Here is a 24,211-nt window from a genome sequence, read left to right as displayed (position 1 = left end):
AAGAGTTTTTTCAATAAAGATTAGTCTAAACTTTCCATAAATTCGAGCAAAAGTTGGGTGTCTTGTTTTGAAAGGGTCGGACGTAATTTCTCAATTTCCAGCCAACTTTTACGTAAACTATCAATGGTTCCTTTAAAATCAACCAGATAAGTATAAGGATACAGATACAAATCGCACAGTTGCCCCAAGTAATTGGTTATATGTAATTTGAGTTTTTCATTCTCGAATTTGGGTACTTTGTTCTTATAAGCCTTACAATAAGTTGGGGCATAAGCTAACATATCTTCCTCATCTGAAAATGAATCTAAAGCCAAAGTAATATTATCAGTAATCTCGAGGTTTTTGTATGCGGACGTATATTTTACCTTTCTAGTAACCCCTTCAGCTGCTTCCTTTACGGTATCGTAATTGTAGTCTTCATAGGTAGTTTGCTCACGCATCGGAATACTTTTAGGGTCAAAGGCTTCGGCTTTTTTGATTAAATCTTTAAACACGCCTTTTAGTTGTTTGCTTTCTTCTTTAGAAATGATTTTAGCTTTTAGCAGATTTTTTACCGAAGATTCATAATGTTTTTTCAAGAAGCGAATGATTTGTTTGCGATTAAGTCCGTCTCCTTCATATTCTTTTAAATTGCTGATTTGGTCATTTATTACACTATGAATACGTTCGGCATAAATAAGTAATTTATAACTCATATCCATATTTATACCTGAAAAGGTAGCGTAGTACAGTGGGTCGTAGGCATAGGCTTCGGAATAAAAAGCACTATCAATAGCATCTAAAGTGTCTGTAGAGGCTATACTATCGGTAGGTTGGTAATTATAATATTCTTCCCATTGTTTTTTGCGTGCCTCTCTTTGAGCATCAATAGCTTCTTTGTCAAATAAAAAGGATTTATTGATGGCTTCCTCTTTTACCAGTGTCCAATTATACGATTCGTTGATGAGGTGTATTTCTTTTATAAGCCCTCTGATATTGTGAGGAGGAAAAACCAAAGCATTGTCTTTTTGGTTTTTCGTGTCGATGCAGATTTCACAGACATCAATTTCTTCACCTTCTTCATTTTCTTTATTATTTTCGTATAGTTGTAATTTATACCAAGTACATTGGTTTGTGTTTGAGGTTTGTTCTGTTTGAGGGTTTAATTTGAAACCTAACAGATCAATTTCAAAGTAATCTTTGGGTGAAAAGTAAATTTGATTATCAAAAGCCCCCAATCTGACCCAAAATGCACTTCCATCTTTAAATAAAAGCGTACCACTATTGGTTTCCAGAATTATCGCTTTATGGGCAATATACATTGTAAGTTGCTTTGAGATAATTGTATTCGGAATTTCATTTTGCTCACTGCTTAATTCGTACACCAATTTGTGAGTAAAGGTTAGGCTTTCTGGTTTTTGTTGTGCGGTAAGTAAGGCAGTAAAACACATACCTACGATGAAGAATAGTTTTTTCATAGTTGAATAATTATAATTTAGTAATCTCCTAATGTTTCTGGATTTTGAGCGAGAGCTTTGGCAAGTTGTTCATCATTCGGAGCTTTTCCGTGCCAAGCGTGAGTTCCCATCATAAAATCAACACCATTACCCATTTCGGTATGCAAAAGCACACACACAGGTTTTCCTTTGCCTGTCAATGATTTGGCTTTTTTCATTCCTTCCAAAACAGAAGTGATATCGTTTCCTTTCTCAATATCAATTACTTGCCAACCAAAGGCTTCAAATTTAGCCCGTAAATCGCCCAAAGGTAAAACGTTATCGGTGCTTCCGTCGATTTGCTTTTTGTTATAATCAATGGTAGCAATCAGATTATCAACGCCTTTTCCTCCAGCATACATTGCAGCTTCCCAGATTTGTCCTTCTTGCAATTCGCCATCACCGTGAAGGGTGTACACCAAATGCGTATCACCATTGAGCTTTTTGGTCAGTGCTGCTCCAATCCCAACTGAAAGCCCTTGTCCTAAAGATCCTGAAGCAATACGAACACCTTCCAATCCTTCGTGTGGCGTTGGGTGTCCTTGCAAACGAGAATTTAGCAAACGGAATGTATTTAATTCACTGATAGAGAAATAACCTCTTCGAGCTAAAACGCTGTAAAATACAGGGGAAATATGTCCGTTTGAAAGGAAAAAGAGGTCTTCGTTTTTGCCGTCCATCGCAAAATTGGTGTTGATTTCCATCAATTCGTTATAGAGGCAAACAAAAAATTCAGCACACCCCAACGAACCGCCTGGGTGTCCTGAATTTACCTTGTGAACCATTCTTAAAATATCTCTACGTACTTGTATTGTTAAATCTTCTAATTGTTTTATTGATGCCATTATGAGTAAATTTTGATGTTTTTATTGGTGTTTAAGCTATTATTTTCCGTCTCTGTCCACTTTGATACGTTCTTGACGATTAGCAAGTTCCCAAGCTAAACCAAAAATCAGTTGGGTGCGTTTTTGAAGCGATTTAAAGTCGATTTTATCAACGGTATCAGTTTCTTTATGATAATCGGCGTGAAGCCCATTGAAAAAGAACACAGCTGGTATGCCGTGTTTGGCAAAGTTATAATGATCGGAACGATAGTAAATCATCATAGGGTCTTTGCGGTCGTTGTATTTATAATCTAGAAATAACTTGGTATGTTTGCTATTTACCTCTTCGTTGATGTTATGTAGGTCTGTGCTAAGTCTGTCTGAGCCAATAACATAAATATAATTTCCGTTGTTATGGAATTCTCCTATTCTGCCAATCATATCAATATTGATGTTAGCTATGGTATTTTTTAGCGGATATAACGGGTGGTCAGCATAGTAGGCTGAGCCATAAAGTCCTCGTTCTTCACCTGTTACGTGCAGAAATAAAATAGAGCGTTTGGGGCGATACCCTTCTTGGGCAGCTTTATTAAACACTCTTGCCAATTCCATTACGGCTACTGTTCCTGAACCATTGTCATCTGCGCCGTTAAATATGGTATTTCCTTCAAATCCAATATGGTCATAATGAGCCGAAATCACTAAAATTTCTTCTGGCTTTTCACTTCCTTCAATAAAAGCCCAAATGTTATCGGAATCATTAAAACGATTTCTCATATATGCTTTTGGAACGGTTTGAAACCAACCTTCTGCCTGTGGAGGATAACTAATGCCTTGTTTTTGATACTCTTCAACGATGTATTGAGCAGCCTTACGAATGCCTTCACTACCCGTATCTCGTCCTTGCATTTGGTCGCTGGCAATTACGCCTAATTGCTCTTTAAGTTTTTCTTCAGAGATTTGATTGATATAGTTTGATAACGTTTTATTTATATCATTATCAGTCACATTTTTTGGGGTGCTACAAGCCGATAGCATCACTACCGCTATAGCAAATACCCATTGGAACGAAAAGGATATTTTCATTTGATTCGGTTAAAGGTTAAAAATTATTTTTTGTATTTGGCAATGGTATCAGCGCGTTTTACTTTGTGATTGTCAGTCATTACGAATTTTTCTACAAAGTAAATTTCACGTGGTACTTCAAGTTTTAGTAATTCTTTATCTCGATGTAAATCAGCTGTTAGGTTCGGATAGTTTTCCGCTTTGGCTTCTACATAAAGTACAGCTTTTTGTCCGAGCTCATCATCCGGTTCGGAAGCAATAAAATGCGGATGCTTGATGTGCTTACTTAACTTACGTTCTACACTTTCGGGGAATACTTTAAATCCTCCAGAGTTAATCACGTTATCGTGACGCCCAAGCCATTCAAACTCGGTAGTAGAAATTAGTTGTACTACATCGTTGGTAATAATTTCGTGATCAGAAACATAAGGAGCATTGATAATCAAGCAATGATGCTCATCTTGTGAGAATGTAACTCCTGGTAAAGCTTTATAGGTTCGCTCAGGAATTGCGGTGTGATTTACCTTGCGCATAGCTATGTGTGATATGGTTTCGGTCATACCATAAGAGGCATAAATGCGCGTATTCAAAGGCTGTAATTTTTCTTCTAATTCGTTGTCAATAGAGGCACCTCCTAAAATCAGTTTTTTGATACGATTTAAGTCGTAAATAGATTTAGAGGCTTGTAAAGGAATCATTGCTGCAAAGTCAAAATCTTTATTGGTCAGAGCTAAAGGCATCGATGAAGGAGGAATGATTTCTAAGTGCAACCCCAAAACGATAGATCGGATAAGCATCATTTTTCCAGCAATAAAATCGGCAGGGAGGCAAAATAGCGCCGTATTTTTAGGTGCCAAATGTAAGTAATCGCCCGTTGCCAAAGCTGAATTGACCATATGCTGTTTTTTCAGGCGAATGACTTTCGGAATTCCTGTAGAACCCGAAGTTACAGCTTCTATATAGTCACGGTTATCCAACCAATCCAACAAAAATGCCCCTATTGATTTCATATAACCTTCACCATCTTTAAAATAGGTTCTTGCCAAAGTAAGCAAACGCTCACGGTCAATAGGAAAATCATTAATTCTGAAATCTTTATGTACGAAATTGAAATCTATTTCTCTCATTTTCTGATATTGTATTATTATTTTGTTTGTTTAAAAATTCATTTTCGGAAAGTACTTTGCCTGTGAGTTTCTGTTTCCAACTGTGCCAGTGGTACTTTTTGGCAAAGATAATCAGTAAAATAGGAAAAAATACCAACAGCGGTAAAAAAATATTCGCCCAAAGGGAAGGCTGAGCTACATCGCGAAGTAGGGAAGGGGTTTGGAAAGCTGTCCAATCGGAAGTTACCAAAAGTGCCGTAAATAAATTATTAGCAGCGTGAAAACCCAAAGCCAATTCCAGTCCCTCATCCATTAAAGTGATGATGCCTAAAAATAAGCCTGTGCCGATGTAATAAGCTAATAATCCGTATCCTAACTTACTAATTTCAGGATTAGCAATATGTGCCAAACCAAAGGTAACCGAAGTGAAAATTAGCGGAAACCATTTGTTTTTTACAGCAATACCTAATCCTTGCATTAGAAAACCTCTGAAAAAATATTCCTCAAAACTGGTTTGCATTGGAATCATAATGATAACCATAAGTGTTAACCAAAGAAAGGGTATAGGTTCAAAATTCCACATATAATCCTGAGGATTAAAAAATAAGTAATCAGCCAAAACCAGTACTGAAGTTATTCCGCCCCACAAAGCAAATGCAAAGCAAATGCGCTTCCAATCGGTTTTTGGGCGTGAAGTGGTGGCTTTTAATAAGGGTTGTTGGCTAACAAAACGAATCCAAAAAAGCATTCCTAAGAAGAGAAATACAAAAATGAGTAAATTTTCAAACAAAAAAGGAAGTTCGCCTTTACGAGCAATTTCAGCTTTCATAATGGTTTCGGTATCTATATCCATCAGAAAAACAGCCACAGCTCCTAAGAAAGACATTCCAAAAAACAACAAAGGCGGAATAATGTAAAGCCATTTGGGGGACTTGCCGAAATAAGCATTTTCGATATACATAAACGTTTTTTTTTACAATGAATTATGGTTTAATAGTGATATATAACAATTTTATTTTTAGAAAGATATATTATTGAACACGAATGATGTTCGCACCAATGGCTCTTAAACGTTCATCTATTTGCTCATAGCCTCTGTCTATTTGTTCTATATTATAAATGGTAGAAGTTCCCTTTGCCGATAATGCAGCAATGAGTAGGGCAATCCCTGCACGAATATCGGGTGAGGTCATCACTGTAGCCTTGAGCGGCGATTTAAAGGCGTGTCCGATTACCGTAGCCCGATGCGGGTCGCACAAAATAATTTTTGCTCCCATATCAATGAGTTTATCTACGAAAAAGAGGCGACTCTCAAACATTTTTTGATGGATGAGTACTTCACCTTGTGCTTGTGTGGCAACTACCAGTACGATACTAAGCAAATCGGGGGTAAAACCAGGCCAAGGTGCATCGGCAATGGTTAAAATAGAACCATCAATGTCTTTTTGTATTTTATAACCTTGTGTATGAGCTGGAATATATATATCATCGCCTTTTTTTTCAAGAGTGATTCCTAATTTTCGGAACACATTGGGGATTTGCCCCAAATATTCCCAAGCTACGTCTTTAATGGTTAATTCGCTTTGTGTCATTGCAGCCAATCCAATCCAACTGCCGATTTCCACCATATCTGGAAGTATGGTATGCGTACAACCCTGCAATTGCACCACACCTTCAATGGTAAGCAAATTAGAACCAATTCCCTCAATTTTAGCTCCCATACTGATAAGCATTTTACAAAGTTGCTGAATATAAGGCTCACACGCGGCATTGTAAATGGTTGTTACCCCTTGGGCAAGAACGGCAGCCATAATGATATTAGAAGTACCAGTAACGGAAGCTTCATCAAGCAACATATATGTACCTTTGAGTTTTTCAGCCTTTACACTATAAGCGTGTTGCTCCTTATCGTAGCGGAAATCTGCACCTAATTTGATAAAACCTTCAAAATGAGTATCCAATCGGCGACGTCCGATTTTATCTCCGCCAGGTTTAGGCATATATCCTATCCCGAAGCGTGTTAAAAGCGGTCCTATAATCATAATTGAACCTCTTAGGCTTTGTCCTTCAACTCGAAAAGAATCGGTTCTTAAGTAATCCAAATTGACTTCATCTGCTTGAAAACTATACGAACCTTTGCCCAGTTTTTGTATTTTTACCCCCAAATTACCCAGTAACACAATCAGTTTATTCACATCCAAAATGTCAGGAATGTTATGTATGGTTACTTTTTGGTCGGTTAGTAAAACGGCACAAAGAATTTGTAGAGCCTCATTTTTAGCGCCTTGTGGAGTAATTTCGCCTTTAAGCGTGTGCCCCCCTTCAATTTTAAAAACGCCCATAGTTAAGAGATTTTATGATGAATGATTTTGTTTTTTCTTCCAATTGTTATTTTTCGGCGAAAAATTTTTCTTTTTCTGAAAATAGGTCTTACGTTGGGTAAATTCCTTAGGAGTAGATAAATCTTCTTCAGTGATGGAGAGATTTATTTTTCCGTTACTAAGTTCGTGCAGATGTTGAAAAATGATTTCATCTTCCACTGTATCTTTATTCCAATTCAAATAGCTTTTTTTCATATGATTAGCGATAGCATAAGCCAGAGCTGTTCGCATTTCGCCCTCTTCCCAACTCACACAGACATCAATCATCTTTTTTATGTTATTGCCATAGAAACGATATTTGGGGAAATTCTGCGGATAGCTCAAGCGATCGGGGCGTTTTGAAAGCACCTCTGGGGTAGGTTTTTCAAAAGGGGAATCCACATCTAATTCAAAGTTAGACATTATGAACAACTGATCCCATAATTTATGTTGAAAATCAGGAACATCTCGCAAATGCGGATTCAAATTACCCATTACCCCAATAATGCCTCGTGCTGTATTGTTGCGTTCTTCACGATTTTCAATTTGTACCGCTTTTTCAATCATTTTTTGAATATGACGCCCGTATTCGGGAATGATTAGCGGACTTCTTTCTGTATTGTATTCCATTGTATTATAATACGATATGATGCTAAAAACTATGGTTTATAAAGAAACTATACCTTCTACTTTTCCTGCTTCTTGATAAAAATGAATGACCTCTTCGGCATTTTTTACCCAAAGGCGTACCGAAAAGCTAATATATTTCCCAGAGGAAGACTCCTTGGTGGTAATTTCAGCTTGAGTTTGTTCAAACACCCGATACAAAGCCTCTTTTTTATCTTCTTGTGACGGAATAATGAATTTATACAAATATTGCGAAGGGAAATCGGTATTGTCTTCCAATTGTTTTTTAAGTTTTTTGTAAAAGGCTTCCAGATTTTGTTTTTCTTCCATAGTGAATGTTTACAATTATTTTTCGCAAAGATACAAATTTTCGGTGTTAAATTTGTCTTGTTAAGCGAAACTCGTGTAGTCCGTTTTCGTAATGGTATGTGATATGCAAATGCGTATGATTGTCCACAATGGTCTTCACAATAGCAAGTCCTAAACCTGTGGAGGTGTGGTCTTGATTGGTTTTGTAAAAGCGGTTAAAAATTTGATTGGTATCAAGAGCCATATCGGCAGTTGAAGTATTTTTTACAGAGAACACATTTGCAATTATGGTTACCTCAATTTTGCCTTCTTTTTTATTGTGTTTTAAAGCGTTGCGTAATAGATTGGAAATCAAAATATAAGCTAAATCTGGATTCATTTCGGTTTCGAAAATCTGTTTTTCGACCAGAGAAAAATCAATAGCTTTGTATTCAAATAAATCCGTAAACTCCGAAGCTACTTTTTTTGATACTTCATTAAAGGAAATGAGTTGTTTTTGAGCAAATTGATTATTATCAATCCGTGATAGCATTAGTAGAGAACGATTTAGCTTTACCAATCGGTGTAAACTATCGCTCACATCACTAAGTTCTAAGCGCTTATCTTCTGTTAGACTTTCATCACCGATAAGCAATTCTAATTTATTGATGGCTATGGCAAGAGGAGTTTGTAACTCGTGCGAAGCATTTTCTATGAATTGTTTTTGCTGATTGAAACTGTATTCGTTACGATGTATCATTTTATCAATTTCGGAATTGAGCATATCAAATTCATCAATGTGGGTGATTTTTTGTGTTTTTTCCTCATTTTTGCCAAACTGATAATTTCCTAATCTTTCTAAAGTTCGATAGAAAGGTTTCCAAACTTTTCCTAAAACCAATGTATTGACTATCACGATACTTACTACCAAAAGCAGATACAAACAAATCAGAGCAAAAATCAAATTTTCTAAAAATTCATCTTCTTCCACCATTGAGGTACGGATTTCTAATTTTCGATATCGTCCTTCACGGTCAGTAAAATAGGTTTCAAGTACCCGATAAGGTTCAAATCCTTCTTCGTACTCCATAAAAAATTGTTCGGTACGGAAAGTGTTTCCTTCTATATATTGGCTTTCAGGAACTTCTGAGATTCGGAATTGGTTGAAATCGAACTGTTCGGTACGTACAATTTTTTCATCAATAAAGGCTTTGCGAATGATTTGTATTTTTTGATTTTTTAATCCGTCATCGATATTATCATAAAGTTCTTCGCGAATAAAAGTATAAAAAGCCCCTGCCCAAACCGCAATGACAAGCAAAAGCACTATAGCAAAATGCTTTAATGTATAATTTTTTAGAGAAACACTCATTCCTATACCAATTTATATCCGATGCCATAAACTGCTTGAAAATCAACTTCTGCTTTGCTTTCTTTGAGCTTTTTACGCAAATTTTTTATTTGAGAGTAAATAAAATCCAAACTATCTGCTTGGTCAATGTTATCTCCCCAAACGGCTTCGGCAAGTGTAGTTTTTTGAAGTGTTTTTTCTGGACGAATCATAAAATAATATAGTAAATCGTATTCTTTTCGGTTTAGTAACAGGGCTTTTCCGTCCACAAAAACGCTACGTTCTTCAGGAAATAGAGAAACATTTTTGAAATCAATGCTATTTTTTCCACCTTGATGCCTACTTCGGATGACCGACTTAATACGAGAATGTAACTCTAATAGATTGAAAGGTTTAGCCAAATAATCATCTGCTCCTAAATCCAACCCTAAAACTTTGTCTTCCACAGCATCTTTAGCAGAAAGAATAATTACCGCATCTTTTTTATTCATACGCCGAATTTCTTTGAGAATATCAATACCACTCCCATTAGGCAACATAATATCTAATAAAATGCAATCATAATCATAATCGCCAATTTTATGCATTCCTGATTTAAAGTCGGTTGCGGTTTCAACAATGTATTTTTCACTTTCCAAAAAGCGGAGTACCGTTTCAAGCAACGCGGGTTCGTCTTCTATAATAAGTATTTTCATACGATGGATATTATCTGTGCAATATAAATGGCGAATTTAGGAATAATTTAGGATTTTTCCTTATCCGTTCAAAATAAAATATTTAACGGTGAAATATGGATTTATTTCTAAATTTCAGAAAATCTTTGTTCATTTTTTATACCTCACAATGAGTTAATTTCAAGTTAATTATAGGATATATTTATAGAAAAAATCTATTTATAAGTTATTGAAATGCATTATTTTCATTTTGTGGATGTAGTAATATAAATAAAATTTATACTTTTATAAAAAATATCATCATAAAGCCTTATTTACAGAAGTCTTTTTGAATTACCTTTGCATTAGCATTTTAAAAAAAATCATAGTAATGAATAATAACAAATTAACAACATCAACAGGAGCTCCCGTAGCGAACAATCAAGACACAATGACTGCGGGTAAAAGAGGACCAGCTCTTTTGCAAGACATTTGGTTTTTAGAAAAATTGGCTCATTTTGACCGCCAAGTAATTCCTGAGCGTGTAATGCACGCCAAAGGTTCAGGAGCTTACGGAACTTTTAGGGTAACTCACGACATTACCAAGTACACAAAAGCATCTATTTTTGCTGAAATCGGGAAAGAAACACCAATGTTCGTACGTTTTTCTACCGTTGCTGGAGAGCGTGGAGCAGCTGATGCTGAACGTGATATCCGTGGTTTTGCAATGAAATTCTATACTGACCAAGGAAACTGGGATTTGGTAGGGAATAACACACCTGTATTCTTCTTCCGTGACCCTTTGAAATTCCCTGACCTGAATCACGCCGTAAAACGTGACCCACGTACCAATATGCGTTCTGCTGACAATAACTGGGATTTCTGGACGCTTCTTCCTGAGGCTCTTCACCAAGTAACTATCGTGATGAGTGACCGTGGTATTCCAAAATCGTACAGAACAATGCACGGATTTGGTAGCCACACGTTTTCTTTCATCAATAAAGAAGGTGTACGTCATTGGGTGAAATTCCACTTGATTTCACAACAAGGCATCGAAAATCTAACCGATGAAGAAGCTGCTAAATTAGTGGGAATGGACAGAGAGTCGCATCAAAAAGATTTGTACGAAGCCATCGAAAATGGAAACTTCCCGAAATGGAAAATGTTCGTACAAATTATGACCGAAGAACAAGCTCGTAATTTGGATTACAACCCATTCGATTTGACCAAAGTTTGGTACAAAAAAGATTTCCCTTTAATCCCTGTTGGAGAGTTTGAACTTAACAGAAACCCTGAAAATTACTTTGCCGAAGTAGAGCAATCTGCTTTCAGCCCTGCCAATGTGGTTCCTGGAATTGGTTTCTCTCCTGATAGAATGTTACAAGGTCGCTTGTTCTCTTACGGAGACTCACATCGCTATCGTTTGGGAGTAAATCATAACCAAATTCCAGTAAACGCTCCTAAATGTCCTGTACACGGATATCACAGAGATGGGGCAATGCGAGTAGACGGAAACTATGGTTCTACCAAACATTACGAGCCGAATAGCTTTGGTGTGTGGCAAGAGCAAAAAGAGTTCCAAGAACCTGCATTGAGAATTGATGGAGATGCGTACAATTACGATTTTCGTGAAGATGACGATGATTACTTCACACAACCACGCAAATTATTCCAATTGATGAATGATGAGCAGAAAAAAGCCTTGTTTGAAAATACGGCAAGAGCCATCGGTCCTGCTCAAAAATTCATTCAAATAAGACACATCCGCAATTGCTATCACGCTGACCCAGCTTACGCAAAAGGAGTAGCTGATGCACTTGGTCTTACAATGGAAGAAGTATTGAAATACGAACATCCAGCACTAAACTTAGGTCCCGTGGCTCATAAAAAAATGGAATGCCCTTTCGGACATAAATAATAACTACAAATTAAAGAAAGCCGTCTATATTTAGACGGCTTTTTTTGTGCGTTTTGCTTTTAATAAATATTTTATAGCTAATCCAAAATACTTTGTTTTACTGGCTCCTATTCGAATGTTTGAGCGAAAGTGAGGAAGTGGTAGGTAAGTATAAAATTTAAAAAACATCTTTCATTCTTCGCTATATATCCTGTTTTCACAGGTTTCTTCTGTTTAAAGGAAGATTTTAGAGCTTGATAAATTATATAAAGTTAGTATATTGCTTATTTTTAAGGTTTTATCAGATAAAATTAGAACAACGATAAGTAAAAAGGCTATCCAAAAAATTGGATAGCCTTTTTTGCTACTAATTTAAAGTTTACCTATACAGAGTAAAATTACCTTTAAATTTACGTTTATCTAAATTATCATTTATCTCGATGATGTACCAGTAGTCACCTGAAGGCAGTTGTTTTTTGTTGTATGTACCGTCCCATTTTTGTTTTTGGTTTATTGTAGTTATTTTTCTACCGTATCGATCGAAGATATGGGTTTGTATGTATGGGTAGTTTTGGGTATTTTTAGGTGCCCAGTTATCGTTAAATCCGTCACCGTCAGGGGTAAAGAAGTTAGGGATTTGGATATCGATATATTCTAAGGTGATGGTCATTGTTTTAGTACAACCTACGGCATCTTGAACAATTACATTGACCTGTTTTAATTTTTTTCCGGTGTTAGGGTCTATTTGTTCTGGGTCGTCGATTCGTACTTGATAGATGGGGCTATCGCCTTGATTATTTCCGTTGAAGTAATACTGGTATGGGGTTACTCCTCCTGTAGCTTTTACCTCAATGGTGTTTAGGGCCTCGTTGTTTACCTGTGTTAAGGATAGGCTTTGCCTATTGACTACCTTGAATTGAGTGGTGTATGAACAGGTTTTGGTTTGACCTTTAACGGTATCCTGATAGAAAATGGTGATGTATTGACTAGGGATGGTGGCATCGAACAGGTCAATAAAAGCGACATTCTCATTGGTTCTGCTAAAAGGCACAGCTGTTGTTGGGTCATTGCTATTTAGGTTGTATTTGACCTTGGTAAAATCAATAGCTTTTGGGAAACGCACTTGGATATCGGTTTTGTAATTGTCGTTGAAACAATTTTCGCTTTGAGATGCGTTTGCTGTGATGTTCGGCATTTGGGTTAGGTTAAAGGTATGGGTTTGCGTCATTACACATCCGTTTTTATCGGTAACTAGTATTTCGTAGTTGATGTTAGGTACTAAGTTATCGATGGTGGTTGTTGACACTACTCCTGTAATGGAACGTAGTTGAGCTCCGGTATCTGCATTTTTAAGTATCAAATGATAATTTGGAGTTCCTCCGCTGATTGCAACCTGTACAAAACCGGTATCATTTGCACCATAACAAACGATAAGGTCGGAATGAGTGATTTCCATAGTAATGGGTTGTGGTTCTTGGAGGGTAATTCCAGAGATATTGACATCACAGTTCCAAGCATCGGTAATGGTTAGGGTGTACTCTCCTGGGGTAAGTTTTTCGAATAGGGGTTGGATTTGCGGTGGGGTACTTACAGACGTGGTTACATTTTTTAGGATGTAATGGTAAGTACCTTCTCCAGATCCTCCTTGTGTATTTTTGACTTGTATGCTACCGTTGTTGGCTCCTATACAGGTGATTGGACTTACCTCAATGGTAGCGGAAACGGTTTGGGGTTTAACAAGGGTGATTTGATTGTTTCCTGAGAAGGTTTCACAGCCTTGGCTATCCCTTACGGCAATGGTGTAGGTAAGGGTACCTGCTCCTGCACTAAGTCCTGTAAATAGGGTTTTGTGATCAACGTTGTTTTGGATTTGTGGGGTAACTCCTGGTGCGGATAGGGTCACGGTATAAGGTGCTTGTCCACCGGTTACACTTACCAGAATTTCTCCACGGTCGTTGTTACAAGTCACTCCAAAGGTTTCTTGGGCTGTTATAGCGATAGGAGTTTGGCTTTGTCGTATGCTAAACTGTGCCCAAGGGGTTTTGCATTGGTTATGGGTTGAGGTAGCTCTTACTTTGTAAGTACCTGCTTGTAGATTGTTATAGATTACGTGTGTGGTTCCTGCCGGTAGGGTTTGGCTATGAACAGGAGCATCGGTAATGGCATTGACAATCTGGTAAGAGAATCCGAGCAGCGCTTGGTCGCCATCGCCTAAGAAGGTATCTACGAAAGTAATTTTGATACTACCATTGTCACCTTCGTGACAGGTTACGGCTTGTGCATCGGAAGGGCTTACGATGAAGGTATCGGGTTTAAGCACGGTATGTGTAGTGGCTACTTCACACTGAGTGATTTGGTTTTGTGCTTTGATCACGTATTGTCCTACGGGTAGGGCAGGGAAGGTGTAGGTAGTAGTCGCCACGGATTGGGTATGGATCGTGCTACCGCTTAGGGCATCGCTTATGGTATATACGATGTTGGGTTGCGGGGTTATGGAAGCATACGCCGGTGTGGTGGTGATGGAAACGGAAATGATTTCGTTTTGTACACAGGTTATGGCAGTATTAACCCCAACATTTATCTTATCGATAAGCAGGGTAGGGGCAATAGTTACTGGAGGTGTAGATACATCACATCCGTTAGCATCGTATAGGGTAAGGTAGAAGCTACCTCCGTTTAGGTGAGCTAAGGTATATGTTGTGGCGTTACTATCTTGTAAAACGGCACCAGTGGTTTGATCAACGAACACGAATCGGGTGTATGGAGGGGTTCCGCCACTGATTTTTGATAGGTCTAAACTTAGTGTAGGCAGTTTAGGGGTTGCCTCACAGGAATATTCAGATTTTGTCAGGGCATCTGTAGCTATGGATAAGGCGGGTGGTGCCACGATGATTTGTTCGATTTCGTGGGTACACTCATTTGCCTGTGCGGTAGCTTTAATGGTATAAAGCATTCCGTTTTGGCTTCCTTTCAAACCGTTGAAGGTGGCGTTATAGCCTAGGATAGGTACTACTGAAAGGGGTGTGGTGATTCCTGTGGCTAAATCTTTAACTTGAGTAATTTCGATTTTGAAAGGTCCTTCCCCGTTGTTGGCTACTGCTACGGATATGCTTCCTGTACCAGGTAGGGTACCGGTGTGGCATTTTTCATCGGTTACGGCAGTGATGGTCATTTTAGGTTGTTTTTTAGCCTCGATGGTGATGCGTTTTTTCACCGGACAGGTAGCGGTTTGGCTGTCAAAAACGTGAACCACATAATCCCCTGCTTTATTTATGACCACCGTAATAGGGGTTACGGTAACTGAAGTTCTTGGGGTATGGGTGACATAGCTTTCAGCAGGGGCGGTTGGGTTGTCAGGGTCATCGACTAAAACCACTTGGTCAATACTATAGAAGTAGGTACCATTTCCACCGCTAATGTTTTCGATTTTTATAGTTGCATCAGGGGTAGCAGTACAATCCAAAGTTTTGTCGATTTTCACTTGGAATGCTATGGGGGCATTTACCGTTAGGTGAGTATCGGCACTACAATTATTACCATCGATAACTTGAATGGAGTAAGGGGTAGTGCTGGGTAACACTTCGGTAATTAGGAAGGTATCGGTGTTAATCCAATCCACGGCAGTGGGTACAGTTCCGTTTAATCGGTAGTAGTGCGTACCTGTTCCTTTTTGGGCAAGTTTTACCCTTAGGGTGTATTTTCCAGAGGCACTACACAGGTCGTCAACGCTAACGGAAGCGATTTGTGGTTCGGGGTCTTGAGCTACCTCCAATGTTACTTGTTTTACACAACCGGCTTGGTCTTTAACAAACACATACCAAGTGCCAGAGGTACTGACTTGTTTTACTGAACTGTCGGTAGTGGCTGCCCAATCGGTATGGGTAGGAGCTGTACCGGTAGTGTTATAGATGTACTGGTACGGTGCTACGCCACCACTTACGGTAGTTACGATACGTCCGGAATTGGTTTTACAATTCACTGCAATGGGGTTTTCAGCCGTTACGTTGAGCTGGGTGAGTGGTTGATTGATTTTAAAGGGGGCAGTGGCGTTGACACAATCTTCGTTGGCATTGTGCATTTCGGTAAATACGATGTAATATTCTCCTGCGGAAAGTCCACCTACGGTGATGTTGCTGTATGGAGCAGTTCGGTTTTGAACGGCACCCACAGGTGTATTATCCGGATAGGTAAATACTTGATAGTTGATGGAAGTGGTTGAAGTTTTTTGTCCGCTAAGGGAGAAGGTAGCCTTACCGTTACTCTCGCCTTGACATTTTACGTTTTCTGTTTTAAAATCATTTATTTTTAAAGTAGATTGTGTAGGCACGGCAAGGGTAGAAGGTTGGAAGTACATACACCTTGTATCTTGGTCATATACAGCAAATACGTAAGTTACCCCTGGTGTAAGGTTAGTAAACTCATAGGTAGCCCCTTGTGCGGTACCTCCTCCAGGCAAGTTGATGGTGGCGGTATTTCCTAAATGCCATTGAGGATCTCTAGGGGTGTAAGTAAGTCCTGGGGTATAAACGGCAAAGTAGAAGTTTCCTGTACCGATGGCATTACCCGCGGTGTTGTATGCTGAAACCTGAATAGCACCGCTACCGGCTGTACAACCAATAGGCTGGGTGGTAGGTGTAGCTGTGATTATGATATCGGTATAGGCACTGATGCTAAAATCTTCTACCTTTTGGCAGTGGGTTGCATCGGTAATTACCACGTGATAATCACCAAAATTCAAACCTTCTTTGGTAATGGTTTCATTGTTGTTTGCAGTAGCGTTGTGAACCATACCTGCGGTGCCTAACTTAAATATTTTCACTTCGAAAGGAGCCGTTCCTCCTGTACCTAAAGTAATATCCACTTTTCCTAATGAAATTCCTGCCCCACTTACACAAGTAATTTGCGTAGGAGTTATGTTAAGGTTTAGCGCTGGGGTTTGCCCAATTTCAATAGGGGTAGGGACAGATTCACATCCTTTGGCATCTTCAATAATAACCACATATTTTTTAGCTTGTAGGTTGAACAAGCCGTATTGAGTAGCTCTTATTGGGTTGCCTGTACCGTCATCTTCATAGACGTTGATGGTGTATGGAGCTTGTCCGGAATTGGGGTCGATATCATTTATAGAAGCTAGGATTTGCCCAGTAGCCTCACCAGCACAAGCGACATCTTTTTTACCGATGGTAAATTCGGGTTTCCAACGAGGAGGCTCATTGCTGACCTTATACGTTTTGCTTAAGGCTTGACAACGGGTAAATCCGTCGGGACGAATTTCGTCTTGTACTTTGAAGATAAAATTGCCCGAAGTATTTGTTGTGTATCGAGCCGTTGTAGCAGTAAGGGCAGGAATGATTGTAAATGTATTTCCGTTATCGGTGCTTACCGAGAAGGTTTTGGTTCCTTTTCCGCCTAGGGCACTTAGTTCAAAGATGGCATCATTTCCTCGACAATCCAAATCTTGGGTTTGACGTACTTCCATTTGCAATTGTGGAGCTATTACCACGGTGGTATTGGAGCTACAACCTAGCTGGTCTCTCACCCAAATATCATAAGTTCCAGCACTTAGGTGGGTAAACTCGTAAGTGGCTTGGGTAAAGTCAGTCCAACTTGTTCCGCCATCGCTGCTGTATTGGTACTGAGTACTATTTCCGTCTTGTACTTGTATGGCAATCTTAGCGGAGTTTCCGCCTTGGTAGCAGTACGTTTCTATGGCATCGAAAACGACCTGACGTTTGTCTTCAATGGTAAAGGTTGCACTTTGAGTACATCCGTTTTGATCGGTTACTAAAATGTGATAATCTCCTGCGGTCAAATGCGTTAAAAGGGCTTCATTTTGGGTAGGGACTACGGAGGTCCAACTGGTAGCCGAGCTGAGTTTGTACTGATAATTTAGGTATGGTTTAGTTCCTCCGCTGGCGGTAGCTTTTACCGTTGCACCATTATGGGGAGCGGCTTGGCAGTCGATTTTTTTAATGATTTGTGTGGTGATGCTCATGGTTTGTGGAGCGCTAATGCTATAGTTGAAAGCGCTGACACAAGCCGTGTCATTAGGGTCACGAACGTAGAGTAGGGCTCCGTTTACGGCTTGTAGTCCGCTCACGGAGAAGGTGCCATCGGGGGCTACGGCTATGGTTGTCCAAGTATTTTGGTTATCGATGGAATATTCAACGGAAGTAGGTAGGGTTCCTGCGGTGATTTTTCCTTGTAGTGAGCCATTGGCATCTCCTACGCAGCGTACCCCTAGGGTACTTAGCAGTTGTGTAGCCATTTCTTTTCCTGCTTCAATGATAACGGGTTTTGAAACCTGTGCTTTACAATACTTGGTATTTTGCCAAATGACGATATCGTCTAAGGCAAGGTCATTGCCTAGGGTAGCTCCTGGGCTAATGTTTCTTATTTGGAAAGAGGCTTGAGTTACCCCTGTCAAATCGGTAGCATTAAAGGTAGCTGATAGGGTTTGCCAATTTCCGTTGGCAGGCAAAACGCCCAAGTCTCTTCGTGCGATAAGGCTTCCGTCGGCAGCTACAAAATCCAGCACGATATGCGGATGAGTTCCTGCGGTGAGAGAGGTAGCCAGTAGGTTGTGAAGTTTTACCGATACATATAGGTTTTCATTGGCAACGATATTGCCTATGGTTTTGTGATATATGATGCCAGAATTTCCGTTAGTGGTTTGTTGCATTACTGCCAAGTACCTGCCATTGGCTACCCCAGAGGCATCGGTAGGGGTAGGATTTACCCATTGGGCATTGGGGGCTACTTGTTGGGTAATGGTGTAGAACCCGTCTTCCAAAGCCTCATTGGTTTTGCATCCTAAATAAAGGATAGTGCCATCGCAAAGGTCATCTCCCGAGCCAAAATCTTCCTTAAACAGATAATTAGGCGTAGTTCCTGTTCCTGGAGCAGGGGTATAGTGCACGGTGATGTTGTAAGGGGTGGCTCTTGGGGCTAAAGGTCCTATTACAGGGGCATCTTGTTTGGGTAGGTCATCTACCTGATACTGATACATCAAAGGGGTAGTTGCCGAAGTAGTTACCGTAAAAGTGCCATATCCGTTACAATTGTAAGATACTGGGGTAAAGCTAACGGCTGGGATTTCGGTAGGGATAATTACTACCTCCAAAGGCAACGTACAACCGGCGCTATCTTTTACATAAACGGTGGTTGAACCGCTGACATAACCTACGTTTGAGGTGGAATAGCCCTTACCAAAGTCATACTGATATCCTCCTGTACCGCCACTAACGTTATTGATAGATACCTTGTATCCTGCTGGGGTTTGGGTATCACAGGTGATATCTTCCACCACACCGGCAAAAGCCTTAAGGGTATTTTCAGCCTCATTGATGGTAAATGGTTTTTTGTAGATACAAGTTTCAGTACCGATAACGATAGAAATTTCCATTTCGTAGTTACCCGCAATCAATCCGGTGTAAATTCCAGTGCTGTTGGTATCGATATACACTCGATTGGCGTTGGTATCAATACGATAGAGCTTGGTGGTTCGGTTTTGTTGACGTTCAAAATGGGTTTGTACTGCTCCCGAATCAGGATTTGAACCACAAGCGACGTGTGTCAAATCAAATCGGAAACCATAAAGTCCTTCGGGTTCTATCAAAATGGTTTCATCTTGGGCTTGTAGTGCCGAGCGTTGGTCTTGGTCTTGTACTACAAAGAGGTAACGTCCTGGTTGGGTAATATTCGGAATAAGCGCCTCTACATAGCTTTCTCCTTCAGCAATAGTAGCGATGAAAGCCGAAGCTGGAATGTTAACAAAATCATTATACAGAGCCACTCCGTCAATGCTCCAGATGGCAAACTTATAAGGTTGTTTACCGCCTTGGGCTTCAAAACGGATTTTCACTTCATTACAGCCTGTCCAAGCAATGAAAGTAGCTTTCATTGTGAGTTTAGTAACTTTGTTGATGCGTACGTTTTGTGTAAAAATACAGCTGTTGGGCAGTTGTGGTGAGCTTACCTCTACCACATAATCGCCTTCTTGTAAATTGCCAAAGGTGTGTCTCCAACTCTCTGATACATTGGTTTTGGTAACGGGACCAGCAACGACTTGTCCTGCTGTGTTTTTAAGCACATAGGTGTATTCCAAGCCTACGGTTTCCATTTCGATGTTGATGTGTCCGGGTTGATAGTCGGTGTAATCCGATTGAGTGACTTGCCCTTCCAAGTTATTTTTATATACATTGAAATAGAAGAAAGCATCACATCCAGTAGCGGTGGATATTTTTAGGCGGTATTCTCCCGTTTGGTCGGCGATAAAGGAAGTACCGTTATGGAAAGTCGTCCAACAACCATTATCCGGATTAGGACAGTTAAATCCTAAGTTATTACAACCGGTATTGAGTTTTTGCCACTCGATATTAGGGGTATTGACATAGTTTAGGGTGATTTGGCGCTGTGGCTCATTACACAAGATGAAGTGACTGGTCCATTGCCCGTTGCTGGTACAAATGGCACCTCCGTCGGCAATAGGACGTAAAGGGTCGGTCACACCAGAGGTTGCCACATAGTTAATGGTTTCTGTGCTGACTACCGTAACTCCTTGACACTCGATTTGTTTTTCCACACGATATATTCCAGGGGTGTTTACCACTAAGGCGTTTGTCGTTGCCGAAGGAATCAAAACGCCATCTTTATACCAACGATAGGTGGTAAATCCTTCCGCAGCCGTTAGGGTCATTGTATCGCCAGGGCAGAAAAGCTCTGAGCGTATGCAACTCTCGGTGGCCACTTGTATGTCTTTTTCGCCACTTTGGGTTTGGGGCGGTGTGGCACAATCTTGATTTCCTCCTTCGTATTGGAATTGGTATTGTGATTTCAAATAATTAGCACAAGGTTTACCCAAATCCGTACAATTGCCTTTTAGTTGTAAGGCAATGCGTATGGCTCTTAGATTTCCTCCAGTAAGTAATGACCCCTGAGGAAGGGTAAACGTATATACGTTGCCTACTACCGTATAGGTAGGAGCTATCCCTCCAGGAGCGGCATCGCTCATATCGGGAGTACCACTTACCTCCACCAAAGGATGGTCGGGTAGGGTAACACTCAAAGTGGTGTTACGTATGTTTTCTTGCCCTACATTTTGGTAGGAGATTTCGTAGAAAAACTGTTGCCCGATGTTTAGTTGAGTGATGGTATTGCCAGCCCCATCAGTGTAGCGAGAGTGGGTCTGTAAGTCCACACTTCGGGCTTTGACCGTTACGTTAAAGGTACAAGTAGCGGTATTTCCAGCTACGTCCTTAAATACATAGTTAACCGTATGCGTACCTATATCGAAGACATCTCCGCTGTGGTGGGTTTGCGTCATCAAAGGCGGCTGAGTACAATCATCACTAGCCGTAGGCTCCGTCCAATATACCTGAGCCGTACACTTGCCAATCTCAGCAAAAACCTCAATGTCAGATGGACAATTTAATATCGTAGGTGGGGTATTGTCATCTTTTACCCTGACGATTCGTTGAGCGGTAGCTGGAGCCGTTGAAGCACAGCCAATACCAGGCTTGAGAGCGTATTCCGCATAATAGGTGGTAGTGGTAGTAGGAGATTGTGTTATGGTGTTTCCATTGCCTAAAATGATACGATTTGCTCCTTCCAATCGATACCATTCAATATCGAATAAGGTTTCAGAGGCACTCAAGCGAAGTGTAACTGGCGTACCAGGACAATCGTTAGTTCTATTTAAAAATATACTGGGTTGCCTAAAGTTAGATAGTTTTACTTCGGTTTCAAATTCATTGCTTCCGCACTCGTGTTTTATGATAACTACATAAACACCTTCATCAACATTGGTAAAAGTATGCGAAGTTTCAGCATTTGTGCCATCGTAGGTGTGCGAAGCCACCAAAGAGGCATCCGCTTTTTTACGAAGCTCAAAAGTAAGCGGATATCGGATAATGTCTTGCGGACTTGTTATAGTGGCGTTGACTATTCCGGTATTGGTATTTGGGTCACAGAAGGTAGATTCTACCTCAGCTTGTAACTGAGAAACAGCAGGTTGTATAGATATTATTTTAGAGTAGGAGGACTGATGATGCATCCTGCTTTCCATAGATACCCAAACATAAACCCCTGGAGGCACCACTGCCGAAGTAAATCCATTCGATGCAAAACGATTATTGGTATTTGTATAATGAATGGCGTGATACAGTCCTCTGAGAAGTATTTTATAATCTCCTGGGGGCAGATTTGAAAACACTCCATTGGGAGTGGTATAAACAGGACGAGTTGCGTATTGGAAGTAATTCCAGCTGTCCAAATGATTCTTTTTCGTAATTCCCACACGGATTGATTCTGATATTTGACTAATAACCTCACCTGTTCGGTGGTCTTTCGCACCTACATCAAAAGTAACGGAACCATTACCACAACCTTGGTCAATAGTTATTTTATCATCATATTTTAAATATTTGTCGAAATCTTTAATTATAGAATGTGAATTTCCACAAGCATCGGTTATGGTTAATCGGTATTGCCCTGCTGGGAAATCACCATAGCCAAAGAAATTGTGCTCTGGAGTAATTCCTTCAAACTCAACTACAGGGTCAAACACTTTCATTTGTACATCTTCAGGGTTCATAAAAGGCAATCGCATTGGGAACGGAGCGTCCAGCGCTTTGCCATCGGCACGAGAAAGCATCTCTAACTTAATTTTGATAGGGTAAACGTAAGTATATTGCCCTGTAGCCAAATACATAGCCGAAGTTCCTTCGTAAGCACCATACCCATAACGAATAGCCCAATCATTGGTCATAATACCTTCTAAATAGTTACTAATGTTATTTTTATAATAAGCGTCAATTTCCATTACAGGAGGTGAGCTTGGAAAACAACCTTTAGGACCACTATTTATTATTTTTGTGTCTTGATAAGTAAAACGATACCGTATTGTACGATTTGTAGCGGTAGGGGCACCAGCATCAGTAAAATCTGCAATAAAATCATCGAAGGTTAATGGCATACTATGTTTCCCTCGAGACCATTTTACTAAATGTGAAACATCTGTCCAAGCTCCTGCTTCTAATTTTTCTACTTTATACCAATGTTTGTCTGGGTCAGGAGTAGTTTTTCCTGTAGTTGCCCGATTGGCATAATCTAAATCAAATTCGTACATACCCCAAGGATGATAACGGTATTTATATTCTTTACTATTATCGTTATCGTCTTTATAAATACGGTGTGAAACACCTTGCCCTAATCGGAAAGCATAAGCCTCACGGCAGGTATTTTCTTTATCCACGTAAGTGATTTGCCAACCTCTGACTGCTCCTTGTGCGTCGCTTCCTAACCAACCCAATCTTCTTTCTTGGAAAGGAGGCTTATTTGGGTCTAAATCTTTTAAAATAAAAGTTTCATCAATGGTATTTTGTGCCCCTTTAATAAGAATACGTACCTTGTGTCCTTCCTTAAACATAAAAGGAGTTGTATAGTGATTACGATAAATGTAAAGAGCATCTTCAAGAGTAGATGAAATATCAATAGGGCCTTCATTGGTAGTCAAATTCCACACTTGTGCAGTACCAGCTTGTTTGTAAAAATTTTGAGCTTCAGTTGATAACTGAACGTTTGTTCCAGGATGTTTTATTTGGATTTTTAGCCGGTGTTTGCAATCACCCGCGGCATCAAGACCGAGTTGAATATAAGAGAGTTCTCCTCTTTCAATAAGTTTACAAAGAGTATTTGAGTTGGTAGAAGGAGGGATAACTATGGGCAATTTGATGATAGCCCCACAGCCCAAGTTACCTCCAGCTAAATCGGTAATTTGTAAAGAATAATCTCCTGATTTTAAAGGATTACTATCGCTTCCTAAAAATTCTATATTAGCTGTATTACCAGTGGTAGGTTTCGGGATATTGTTTTGTGAAACTACCAAATTTCCTAATTTGTCAAAAACTTCAACTTTAAAACTGCCAATTCCTCCTGAAATGATTTTAAGCTGAATACGACCATTAACCCCATCGCTACAAGTAGGTGCAGCTATTGAGTTCAATTGCCAAACAATGTTTTGGTAAGAGGTGGTAATTTCTATAGATTTGGAAACTCCTCTTACACCAGTATTTTGATTAGACAGTGTTACGGTATAAGTACCAGCTCTTAGAGAAGAAAAAGTATAACTTCCGCCCGTGAGAGGTTCAATTTTAGGTGATGGATTTCCGGGCGAGATTAGCTCTGCTAGAATCTCTGTACTTGAAGTACACGAAGGATTAGAAACGGTTAATTCTGCGTTTCCATAACAAGTACCAGGTACTTGATTTAGAGTGAAATCACTCAAATCACATTGTGCTTTTACAGCGAATGTAACAAAAAAAACACAGATAGCAATAAAAAACTTTTTCATAAAATTATTTTTCAAATATATTTACAATTATCCCGCGGTAAAGGTAAAATATAACGACCTATAAAACAATAAATATTAGTTGATTAGCATTATATTTTGTTTTAAGTAGTTAAAAAGAATTAATAAGAAGGACTTTATTGTTATTGAATGTTAAAAAATATGATTTAGTAAGTAATTAGATTTTGTACTGCTAAAATATTAACCTTTTGTGAT

General features: G+C 39.5%; 12 protein-coding genes. 1 reads left to right on the top strand and 11 read right to left on the bottom strand.

Going from position 1 to position 24,211, the window contains the following annotated elements; translation table 11 throughout:
- Window positions 1–20: 20 nt before the first annotated feature.
- From CGC47_RS02095 to CGC47_RS02050, 10 genes are all read right to left on the bottom strand, one after another.
- Window positions 21–1,457: a hypothetical protein gene (locus tag CGC47_RS02095; protein WP_041998991.1), complete on the bottom strand. Its 1,437-nt coding sequence runs from the start codon at window positions 1,455–1,457 to the stop codon at window positions 21–23.
- Between the two features lie 17 nt (window positions 1,458–1,474).
- Complete coding sequence (locus tag CGC47_RS02090; RefSeq protein WP_041998988.1) at window positions 1,475–2,320, bottom strand: transketolase; 846 nt, start codon at window positions 2,318–2,320, stop codon at window positions 1,475–1,477.
- Window positions 2,321–2,359: 39 nt separating this feature from the next.
- The gene (locus CGC47_RS02085) at window positions 2,360–3,385 is read right to left on the bottom strand and encodes a M28 family metallopeptidase (RefSeq protein WP_095899923.1); all 1,026 of its coding nucleotides are present in this window, start codon (window positions 3,383–3,385) and stop codon (window positions 2,360–2,362) included.
- A 23-nt stretch (window positions 3,386–3,408) separates the two neighbouring features.
- Window positions 3,409–4,491, bottom strand: a complete 1,083-nt coding sequence (locus CGC47_RS02080; protein ID WP_041998985.1) for an AMP-binding protein — start codon at window positions 4,489–4,491, stop codon at window positions 3,409–3,411.
- Window positions 4,460–5,431 (bottom strand): CPBP family intramembrane glutamic endopeptidase, encoded by a 972-nt coding sequence (locus CGC47_RS02075; protein WP_095899922.1) that lies wholly within the window; start codon window positions 5,429–5,431, stop codon window positions 4,460–4,462. The genes CGC47_RS02080 and CGC47_RS02075 overlap by 32 nt, the downstream gene beginning before the upstream one ends.
- 70 nt (window positions 5,432–5,501) lie before the next feature.
- Window positions 5,502–6,812 carry a UDP-N-acetylglucosamine 1-carboxyvinyltransferase gene (gene murA, locus CGC47_RS02070; RefSeq protein ID WP_041998981.1) on the bottom strand — a complete coding sequence of 437 codons (1,311 nt, stop codon included), beginning with the start codon at window positions 6,810–6,812 and terminating at the stop codon, window positions 5,502–5,504.
- A 12-nt stretch (window positions 6,813–6,824) separates the two neighbouring features.
- Entirely contained in the window at window positions 6,825–7,460 is a 636-nt protein-coding gene (locus CGC47_RS02065) for a DUF4290 domain-containing protein (RefSeq protein ID WP_013997434.1), read from the bottom strand.
- Window positions 7,461–7,496: 36 nt separating this feature from the next.
- Window positions 7,497–7,787, bottom strand: a complete 291-nt coding sequence (locus CGC47_RS02060; RefSeq protein WP_013997433.1) for a DUF493 domain-containing protein — start codon at window positions 7,785–7,787, stop codon at window positions 7,497–7,499.
- 46 nt (window positions 7,788–7,833) lie between these two features.
- Complete coding sequence (locus CGC47_RS02055; RefSeq protein ID WP_041998978.1) at window positions 7,834–9,117, bottom strand: sensor histidine kinase; 1,284 nt, start codon at window positions 9,115–9,117, stop codon at window positions 7,834–7,836.
- A 2-nt stretch (window positions 9,118–9,119) separates the two neighbouring features.
- A complete protein-coding gene (locus tag CGC47_RS02050) occupies window positions 9,120–9,791 on the bottom strand; it encodes a response regulator transcription factor (protein ID WP_041998975.1) in 672 nt (223 codons plus the stop codon).
- Between the two features lie 349 nt (window positions 9,792–10,140).
- On the opposite strand from CGC47_RS02050, the gene CGC47_RS02045 reads away from it, so the two are divergent.
- Window positions 10,141–11,667: a catalase gene (locus CGC47_RS02045; RefSeq protein WP_041998972.1), complete on the top strand. Its 1,527-nt coding sequence runs from the start codon at window positions 10,141–10,143 to the stop codon at window positions 11,665–11,667.
- 358 nt (window positions 11,668–12,025) lie between these two features.
- On the opposite strand, the gene CGC47_RS02040 is transcribed toward CGC47_RS02045, so the two are convergent.
- A complete protein-coding gene (locus CGC47_RS02040) occupies window positions 12,026–23,998 on the bottom strand; it encodes a T9SS type B sorting domain-containing protein (RefSeq protein ID WP_095899921.1) in 11,973 nt (3,990 codons plus the stop codon).
- Window positions 23,999–24,211 lie beyond the last annotated feature (213 nt).

This window comes from Capnocytophaga canimorsus (assembly GCF_002302565.1).
Classification (GTDB): Bacteria; Bacteroidota; Bacteroidia; order Flavobacteriales; family Flavobacteriaceae; genus Capnocytophaga; species Capnocytophaga canimorsus.
Note: the sequence above shows the minus strand (reverse complement) of the source record. Positions and strands in the feature narration are given on the sequence as shown.

What these genes read in the sequence shown, in the direction of transcription:
- CGC47_RS02095 (WP_041998991.1), bottom strand. Translation starts at nt 1,457, where the DNA reads ATGAAAAAACTATTCTTCATCGTAGGTATGTGTTTTACTGCCTTACTT.
- CGC47_RS02090 (WP_041998988.1), bottom strand. Translation starts at nt 2,320, where the DNA reads ATGGCATCAATAAAACAATTAGAAGATTTAACAATACAAGTACGTAGA.
- CGC47_RS02085 (WP_095899923.1), bottom strand. Translation starts at nt 3,385, where the DNA reads ATGAAAATATCCTTTTCGTTCCAATGGGTATTTGCTATAGCGGTAGTG.
- CGC47_RS02080 (WP_041998985.1), bottom strand. Translation starts at nt 4,491, where the DNA reads ATGAGAGAAATAGATTTCAATTTCGTACATAAAGATTTCAGAATTAAT.
- CGC47_RS02075 (WP_095899922.1), bottom strand. Translation starts at nt 5,431, where the DNA reads ATGTATATCGAAAATGCTTATTTCGGCAAGTCCCCCAAATGGCTTTAC.
- murA (WP_041998981.1), bottom strand. Translation starts at nt 6,812, where the DNA reads ATGGGCGTTTTTAAAATTGAAGGGGGGCACACGCTTAAAGGCGAAATT.
- CGC47_RS02065 (WP_013997434.1), bottom strand. Translation starts at nt 7,460, where the DNA reads ATGGAATACAATACAGAAAGAAGTCCGCTAATCATTCCCGAATACGGG.
- CGC47_RS02060 (WP_013997433.1), bottom strand. Translation starts at nt 7,787, where the DNA reads ATGGAAGAAAAACAAAATCTGGAAGCCTTTTACAAAAAACTTAAAAAA.
- CGC47_RS02055 (WP_041998978.1), bottom strand. Translation starts at nt 9,117, where the DNA reads ATGAGTGTTTCTCTAAAAAATTATACATTAAAGCATTTTGCTATAGTG.
- CGC47_RS02050 (WP_041998975.1), bottom strand. Translation starts at nt 9,791, where the DNA reads ATGAAAATACTTATTATAGAAGACGAACCCGCGTTGCTTGAAACGGTA.
- CGC47_RS02045 (WP_041998972.1), top strand. Translation starts at nt 10,141, where the DNA reads ATGAATAATAACAAATTAACAACATCAACAGGAGCTCCCGTAGCGAAC.
- CGC47_RS02040 (WP_095899921.1), bottom strand. Translation starts at nt 23,998, where the DNA reads ATGAAAAAGTTTTTTATTGCTATCTGTGTTTTTTTTGTTACATTCGCT.